This is a genomic window from Aeromonas sp. ZOR0002, from assembly GCF_963866995.1.
Lineage (GTDB): Bacteria > Pseudomonadota > Gammaproteobacteria > Enterobacterales > Aeromonadaceae > Aeromonas > Aeromonas caviae.
Map to the genome: position 1 here is coordinate 23,149 of NZ_CAWMFQ010000014.1, position 7,475 is coordinate 30,623.

Sequence of the window (7,475 nt, forward strand, 5' to 3'; positions counted from 1 at the left end):
TGCCTGCTTCGCCTGCCACGATACCGGTGCCGCCGGCGCCCCCAAGCGAGGTGACAAGGCCGCCTGGGAGCCACGCATCGCCCAGGGCTTCGACACCTTGCGCAAACACGCCATCGAAGGCTTCACCGGCAAGGCTGGCATGATGCCACCGCGGGGGACCTGCGCCACCTGCAGTGACGAAGAGATCGAGAACGCCATTCACTACATGATCGACAAGCTCTAAGTAATTGAAAGGGCTCCTCTTGCAGCCCTTTCAATCCCATCACTTCCGACTACGCTTGAAGGTAAGTTTTTTCGGGAGTGTTGCATGTCAGTTCAGCCCACCACACCGCCAGACTCGCACTCCTTGCTGGCGGTCGTCTCCTCCATCATGGATTTCCCCGCCCCCGGCATTGCCTCCCCCGAGGATTACGCCCGACTGGTCGGCCTGCTGGACACACTCTGCCCTCTGCAACATTTCGCCATGCTGGGGCTGGCCGACGGGGGGCTGAACTGGCGCTACACCTATCAGCTTCCCGACGTGTTCAAACAACAATTGGGACGGGAAGAACCTCGCCTCACCGAACAGCTCACCCGGCTCGATGAAGGTCAGGGCTGGTGCGTGCAGCCTGTGGAGCATATCGACGTGCAGTGGTTGCTGGCACGCAGCACCCCGGAGCAGGCACCCACCCTGAGGCTGCTGCTGGAGTGCCTGGCCAAACGACTGCACGAAACCCAGACCGGTACCCAGCTGGCGGGGCAGGCTTCCCCTCTCATGCAGCGGGATCCCCAGTGGCAGGAGAAAATCGAGAAGATCGGCCGAGTGATGCGCCTGGCTCACAACCTGCCTCAGCATGCCCTGTTTGCCCAGTTGGAAGCTGTGTTGCGCCAGATGCTCTCAGTCAGCGACATGTTGCTGATCCGGCTGGAAAACCAGCGGCTGGAGCGACTCTATCCACCACACCTGACATACGACGATGACATCATTCGGGCCATGTGCCACAGCACCAACAGCGTAGAGCGCCATGAAGAGGGACTTTACTGGTACAGCCTGCCCCTGCGCCAGCAGCAGCAATACTTTGCCCACCTCATCCTCAACATGACCCGGCCTCTGGAAACCGATGACAGGCTGTTCCTCGATTTCCTGCGCCATCAGCTGACCCTGTTGCTGGAGCTCAAAAGGGTGCGACAGCAACTCGATGAGCTCAACTCGGAGGAGTCCATCAACCAGCGACTCCAACAGCTGCGCCAAACCAACTTGAGGTTGCAGAAACGGCTCAAGCATCATCAGGAGCTGGAGCGGCGGCTCCAGTTCAATGCCCTGCACGACCCGCTGACCCAGCTGCCAAACCGGGCGCTGCTGATGAATCACCTGCATCATGCCATGACCCGCTACCGCCGTTACCAGACAGCCGGCTTCACCCTGATTTTCGTCGATGTGGATCACTTCAAGCAGGTCAATGACGCCCTGGGCCACAGTGCTGGCGATCAGTTGCTGCAGGAGCTGGGCAGCAGGCTGCAAGGCTGCATCCGGCAAAATGACATGGTGGCGAGGCTCGGAGGGGACGAATTCGTCATCTATCTGGACAACAGCCAGCGGGAAGAGGACATCAGCCCCGTGCTCAATCGCCTGATTGGCCGTATCGGCCATCCGTTCCGGCTCCAGGGCAACGAACTGACCATCACCGTCAGTCTGGGGGTCGCCAGCGTGACGGAGCAAACGGCCGATGTCAGTGAACTGCTGCACCAGGCAGACCTCGCCATGTACCAGGCCAAGCGCAACGGTCGCAGCCGCATCGTCATGTATTCGGAGGCCTGTACCGAACAGGCGGGGTCACCGGAAGAGCGGCTCTTCAGAGCCTTGCGGGAAGGGCGGATTGTGCCTTACTTCCAGCCGGTGATCAGGCTGTGTGACAGCCGCCTGGTCGGACTGGAGGTGATGGCGCGCTGGATAACGGAGGAAGGGGAGCTCAAGGATGCATTCGACTTCATTCCTCTGGCGGAACAGTGCGGCCTCATTCAGGATCTGGACCGCCAGATCCTCAAGCGCACCTGCCAGCAACTGAAGCTTTGGCAACCCGCCTCAGGGGTCGGTCGTTTCAGGATAGCCATCAACCTCTCCGGCAAGCACCTGGCCAGCCACGAGCAGATCATGCAACTGCTCACCATCATGGAGGAGGAGGGTGTCATCCCCGCATGTTTCATCTTTGAGTTCAACGAACGCGAGCTCTCCCGGCAGAGTGCCGACTCCCTCACAGCCCTGCATGAACTGAGGGCGAAAGGGATCCAGGTCAGCCTGGATGACTTCGGCACCGGCTTCTCTTCTCTCAACGCCCTGTTTCACTTCCCGGTGGATTACATCAAGGTGGACGACAGCTTCACCCATCGCATGTTGAACTCACCCAAGGATCTGGCGCTGATCCGCGCCATGCGGGACATCTGCCAGGACCTCGACTTCACCCTGGTGGTCGAGGGGATCGAAAATCAGCAACAGTTGCAAAAGCTCATCGAGCTTGGCTGCGCCCTCGGGCAGGGGCGCCACATCTCCCCCCCGCTGCCAGGAGCCGATATTCCCCCTCTGCTGGGTCAGGCCGCCCGAGAGGCCAAGCCTTCCGGCCTCAATCCTTCTTGAACAGGGCCCGCAGGTTGGCGACACCAACCTGCCCCTTCTGCTGGCGTTCCTCTGCCGTCACCTTCTTCTGGTTTTCCCACTCCAGGTCATCCTGGGGCAGCTCCAGCAGGAAGCGGCTCGGCTCCGGCCGCACCGACTCGCCAAACTGGCGACGCTCCTTGCAGAGGGTAAAGGTCAGCTCGGTCTGGGCCCGGGTGATCCCCACGTAGGCGAGGCGCCGCTCCTCCTCCACGTTGTCCTCGTCGATGCTGGTCTGGTGGGGCAGCAGCCCCTCCTCCATGCCCACCATGTAGACATAGGGAAACTCCAGCCCCTTGGAGGCGTGCAATGTCATCAGCTGCACCTGATCCGCCTCATCCTCCCCTTCGTTGCGCTCCATCATGTCCCGCAGGGTGAGGCGAGTCACCACCTGAGCAAGTGTCATCGACTCCTCCAGCTCATCCCCCTCCAACATCTCGCTGATCCAACGATAAAGGGTGGAGACGTTTTGCATCCGCATCTCCGCCGCCTTCGGACTGGGGGAGGTCTCATAGAGCCACTCCTCGTAGTGGATCTCCTTGATCATGTCCCGCACCGCCTCCACCGGATTACCGCGCAGCGCCTGATCGCCAAGGCGTACCAGCCAGTTGGTAAATGCCTGCAGGGCCACGAGGCCACGGCCGGAGAGGTGCTGTTCCAGCCCCAGCTCGAAGCTGGCGGCAAACAGGCTCTTGCCGCGCTGATTGGCATACTGACCCAGTTTTTCGAGGGTAGTGGGGCCAATCTCGCGGCGCGGAAGGTTGACCACCCGCAGGAAGGCGGTGTCCTCGTCCGGATTCACCAGCAGCTTGAGGTAGGCCATGATGTCCTTGATCTCGGTGCGGGAGAAAAACGAGGTGCCGCCGGAGATACGGTAAGGAATCCGGTTAGTCATCAGCGCCTTCTCGAAGATGCGCGACTGATGGTTGCCCCGATAGAGGATGGCGTAATCCTTGAACCGGGTGCGGTTCATAAATTTGTGGCCCATCATCTCGGCGGCGATCCGCTCCGCTTCGTGCTCTTCGTTCTTGGCGAACAGCACCTTGAGCTTCACCCCCTCATCCAACTCGGAGAAGAGCGCCTTGTCATAGACGTGCGGGTTGTTGGCGATCAGGATGTTCGCGCACTTGAGGATCCGCCGCTTGGAGCGGTAGTTCTGCTCCAGCTTGATCAGCTTGAGGCTGGGGAAATCTTCGCTTAGCAGCACCAGATTCTGCGGCTTGGCACCGCGCCAGGAGTAGATGGACTGGTCATCATCCCCTACCACGGTAAAACGTGCCCGCTCGCCGACGATCTGCTTCACCAGCTCGTACTGGCTGGTGTTGGTGTCCTGATACTCATCGACCAGCAGATAGCGGATCTTGTTCTGCCAGCGCTCGCGCACCTCCTGATTGCTCTTGAGCAGCAGGGTCGGCATCACGATGAGGTCGTCGAAATCCAGCGCATTGTAGGCCACCATCTGGCGGTGGTAACGCTCGTAGAGCTGGGCCATCAGCACCTCTTCAGGCCCGCGGGCGATGCGCATGGCGCGGGCAGGCAGGATGAGATCGTTTTTCCAGTTGGAGATCTGGCTGATGAGGGCCGAGAGCTTGTCCTTGTCGTTGTCGAGCTCTGCCTCGGTCAGCTCCTTGAGCAGCGCCAGCTGATCGGTGTCATCAAACAGGGAGAAGTTGGCCTTGAGGTTCAGGCTCTTGTGCTCGCGGCGAATGATCTCGAGCCCCAGGGTATGGAAGGTGGAGACCATCAGCCCCCGCGCCTCCTTGCGACCCAGGGTCTGGCCGACCCGCTCCTTCATCTCCCGCGCCGCCTTGTTGGTAAAGGTGACCGCCGCTATGTTGCGTGCGTTGTAGCCGCACTGCTGCACCAGATAGGCAATCTTGTTGGTGATGACGCGGGTCTTGCCCGATCCGGCACCCGCCAGCACCAGGCAAGGGCCGGAGACATACTTGACCGCTTCGTTCTGATTGGGGTTGAGCTTCATGGGCCGGATCTCTTGGCTTATGATGAGGGGCGGCATTGTAGCAGAGATCCCGCAGGCAGCCGAAACCGGGCACGGGATCCCGCCACTTCATCTTGTGTTTGCCCGCCATTTTCCGGATCATGACCGACTTTTCCAGACGAGATGAGGGAAGCATGAATCAGCAACAGCACGCCCGGCTGCGCGGCCAGTTTCCAGCCTTGGCGCAGGAGGTGAACGGCCACCCTCTGGTCTATCTGGACAACGCCGCCACCACCCAGAAACCGCAAGCCGTGCTGGATGCGATCAATCACTACTATCGGGCCGACAATGCCAACGTGCACCGCGCCGCCCATGCCCTGAGCGGCCGGGCCACACGCGCCTTCGAAGATGCCCGCAAGACGGCTGCCCGCTTTATCAATGCCCCTCGCAGCCACGAAGTGATATGGACCCGTGGCACCACGGAGGCGATCAATCTGGTGGCCCAGAGCTGGGGGATGAGCGAGCTGAGGGCGGGGGATGAAATAGTGCTCAGCACCCTCGAGCATCACGCCAATATCGTCCCCTGGCAGCTGGTCGCCCAACGCACCGGCGCGGTGATCCGGGTCATCCCCCTCGATGAGCGGGGCGATCTCGATCTGGCCGCCTATCACGCCATGCTGGGGCCACGGACCCGACTGGTGAGCGTGGCCCACGTCTCCAATGCCCTTGGCACCGTCAATCCAGTCAAAGAGATGGTGGCAGCGGCCAAGGCGGTCGGGGCCCTGAGCCTCATCGACGGCGCCCAGGCGGTGGCCCATCTCGTGGTGGATGTGCAGGCTATCGGCTGCGACTTCTACGCCTTCTCCGGCCACAAGCTCTATGGCCCGACCGGGATCGGCGTGCTGTGGGGCCGCACTGAGCTATTGGAGCGAATGCCCCCCTGGCAGGCCGGCGGCGAGATGATAGACAGGGTCAGCTTCAGCGGCACCACCTTCAACACCCTGCCCTTCAAGTTTGAAGCTGGTACTCCTCATATTGCCGGCGCCATCGGCCTGGCCGCAGCCATCGACTTTGTGATGGAGCAGGACAGGGACTCACTGGCCAGCTATGAAGCGGCGCTGACCGACTATCTGGTTGCCGGACTGCAACAGGTGCCAGGGCTGCGTCTGGTCGGCGAACCCGGTCAGCGCGCCGGCGCGGTCTCCTTTCTGCTGGACGACATCCACCCGCAAGATGCCGCCACCCTGCTCGACATGCAGGGCATAGCCCTGCGGGTCGGCCATCACTGCGCCATGCCGCTGATGGAATCGCTCGGTATCGGCGGCACCATGCGCGCCTCGCTGGCCTGCTACAACAATCGGGACGATGTCGACGCCCTGCTGGCCGCCCTGCACAAACTCCGTGACTTCTTCTAAGGCAGACAACCCCATGAACAGCCTCGCAACCTACACCCGGATAGGCGTTGAGCCCAATGCCGATACCATCCGTCAGCAGTTTGCCGCAGCAAACGGCTGGGAGAACCAGTACCGACTCATCATCCAGCTCGGCAAGCTGCTACCCACCTTGCCAGCAGAGTGGCAGCAGGCAGAGAACCGCCTGAAAGGGTGCGAGAGCCAGGCCTGGCTCAAGGGAGAGGTAGGTGAGGACGGCAACTGGCATTTTGCCTGCGACTCCGACGCCCGCATCGTGCGTGGCCTCATCGTCATCGTGCTGGCGGCGTTCAATCATCAGACGGCCAACGCTATCCAGGCTTTTGATATGGATGCCTATTTCAGTGAATTGGGGCTCGAGAAACACCTGAGCCCGTCGCGAGGCAACGGGCTCAGGGCAATCGTCTTGGCTATCCGGCAGCAGGCTGCCTAACCCACCTGGTTCAGTGGTCGATCAGGCTTCGCCAATCGACCCTGTGTCTTCATTTCCGGCCTCTTTCTCGGCGCGGGCTCCCCGCTCGGCGATCTTCTTCAATACCCGGGACGCGGCAACCAAGCCAAAAGTGGCCGTCACCGGCGTCACGGCACCGAAGCCGGAGGCGCAATCCATCTTCATATTGCCGTCGCTGGCCGCCTTGGCCTGGCAGGTGCCGCCATTGCCATCCGGATAACTCAGCTGCTCGGTTGAGAAGACACACTCCACCCCGAATTTGCGCGCCGGATTCTTGCTGAAGTTGTGCAGTCGGCGCAGGTCGGAGCGCACCTTGGCGGCCAGCGGATCCTGAATGGTCTTGGCCAGGTCGGCCACGGTGATCTGGGTCGGGTCCATCTGCCCGCCGGCACCGCCCGCCACGATCACCGGGATCTTGTTGCGCTTGCAGAAGGCAATCAGCGCCACCTTGGCCTTGACCGAGTCGATGGCATCCACCACATAGTCAAACTCCCGCTTGATATGCTCGCTCAGGTTGTCGGCGGTGACGAAGTCATCCACCTCGATCACCTCGCAATCCGGGTTGATGGCACGGATGCGCTCGGCCATCACCTCCGTCTTGAGACGGCCGACCGTGCCCTGCATGGCATGGATCTGGCGATTGGTGTTGGTGATGCAGATGTCATCCATGTCGATCAGAGTGATCTGGTTGATGCCGGCCCGAGCCAGCGCCTCGGCCGCCCAGGAGCCGACACCACCGATCCCGACCACACAGACTTTCGCCTGACTGAAGGAGCCAAGGGCACGCTGGCCATAAAGACGGGCAATGCCCCCGAATCGCTGTAGATACTCTGCTTTCATACCACCACCTTGCTTGAGGGCGGCCATTATAGCGGCAACCTCTCTCAGGGGCGATGATCGGATGATGGTGGTGTTGATGTGAGAGAAAAGGAGTGCGGTATCGAAAACGAAAAAAAGCCCAGTCTTTCGACTGGGCTTCTTAAGTAGTGGCGGAGCGGACGGGACTCGAACCCGCGACCCCCGGCG

6 protein-coding genes are annotated in these 7,475 nt (G+C 61.2%); 4 read left to right on the plus strand and 2 right to left on the minus strand.

The annotated features are described in order from the left end of the window. Both AACR77_RS23045 and AACR77_RS00890 read left to right on the plus strand, forming a co-directional pair. A partial coding sequence (locus AACR77_RS23045) for a c-type cytochrome (RefSeq protein WP_231563105.1) occupies nt 1–223 on the plus strand: 223 nt, incomplete at its 5' end. A gap of 84 nt (nt 224–307) precedes the next feature. Beyond that, nucleotides 308–2,611: a putative bifunctional diguanylate cyclase/phosphodiesterase gene (locus AACR77_RS00890; protein WP_052224759.1), complete on the plus strand. Its 2,304-nt coding sequence runs from the start codon at nt 308–310 to the stop codon at nt 2,609–2,611. Here AACR77_RS00890 and rep read toward each other — a convergent pair. After that, the gene (gene rep, locus AACR77_RS00895) at nt 2,598–4,610 is read right to left on the minus strand and encodes a DNA helicase Rep (protein WP_042879197.1); all 2,013 of its coding nucleotides are present in this window, start codon (nt 4,608–4,610) and stop codon (nt 2,598–2,600) included. The genes AACR77_RS00890 and rep overlap by 14 nt on opposite strands. A gap of 152 nt (nt 4,611–4,762) precedes the next feature. Here rep and AACR77_RS00900 point away from each other — a divergent pair, with 152 nt between their 5' ends. Together AACR77_RS00900 and AACR77_RS00905 are read left to right on the plus strand one after the other, a co-directional pair. Next, on the plus strand, nt 4,763–5,983 hold the full coding sequence (locus AACR77_RS00900; protein WP_042879187.1) for a cysteine desulfurase: 1,221 nt from the start codon (nt 4,763–4,765) through the stop codon (nt 5,981–5,983). Nucleotides 5,984–5,996: 13 nt separating this feature from the next. Then, on the plus strand, nt 5,997–6,431 hold the full coding sequence (locus AACR77_RS00905; RefSeq protein ID WP_042879189.1) for a SufE family protein: 435 nt from the start codon (nt 5,997–5,999) through the stop codon (nt 6,429–6,431). Nucleotides 6,432–6,452: 21 nt separating this feature from the next. On the opposite strand, the gene tcdA is transcribed toward AACR77_RS00905, so the two are convergent. Then, nucleotides 6,453–7,289 carry a tRNA cyclic N6-threonylcarbamoyladenosine(37) synthase TcdA gene (gene tcdA / locus AACR77_RS00910; protein ID WP_042879191.1) on the minus strand — a complete coding sequence of 279 codons (837 nt, stop codon included), beginning with the start codon at nt 7,287–7,289 and terminating at the stop codon, nt 6,453–6,455. Nucleotides 7,290–7,475 lie beyond the last annotated feature (186 nt).

What these genes read in the sequence shown, in the direction of transcription:
- AACR77_RS00890 (WP_052224759.1), top strand. Translation starts at nt 308, where the DNA reads ATGTCAGTTCAGCCCACCACACCGCCAGACTCGCACTCCTTGCTGGCG.
- rep (WP_042879197.1), bottom strand. Translation starts at nt 4,610, where the DNA reads ATGAAGCTCAACCCCAATCAGAACGAAGCGGTCAAGTATGTCTCCGGC.
- AACR77_RS00900 (WP_042879187.1), top strand. Translation starts at nt 4,763, where the DNA reads ATGAATCAGCAACAGCACGCCCGGCTGCGCGGCCAGTTTCCAGCCTTG.
- AACR77_RS00905 (WP_042879189.1), top strand. Translation starts at nt 5,997, where the DNA reads ATGAACAGCCTCGCAACCTACACCCGGATAGGCGTTGAGCCCAATGCC.
- tcdA (WP_042879191.1), bottom strand. Translation starts at nt 7,289, where the DNA reads ATGAAAGCAGAGTATCTACAGCGATTCGGGGGCATTGCCCGTCTTTAT.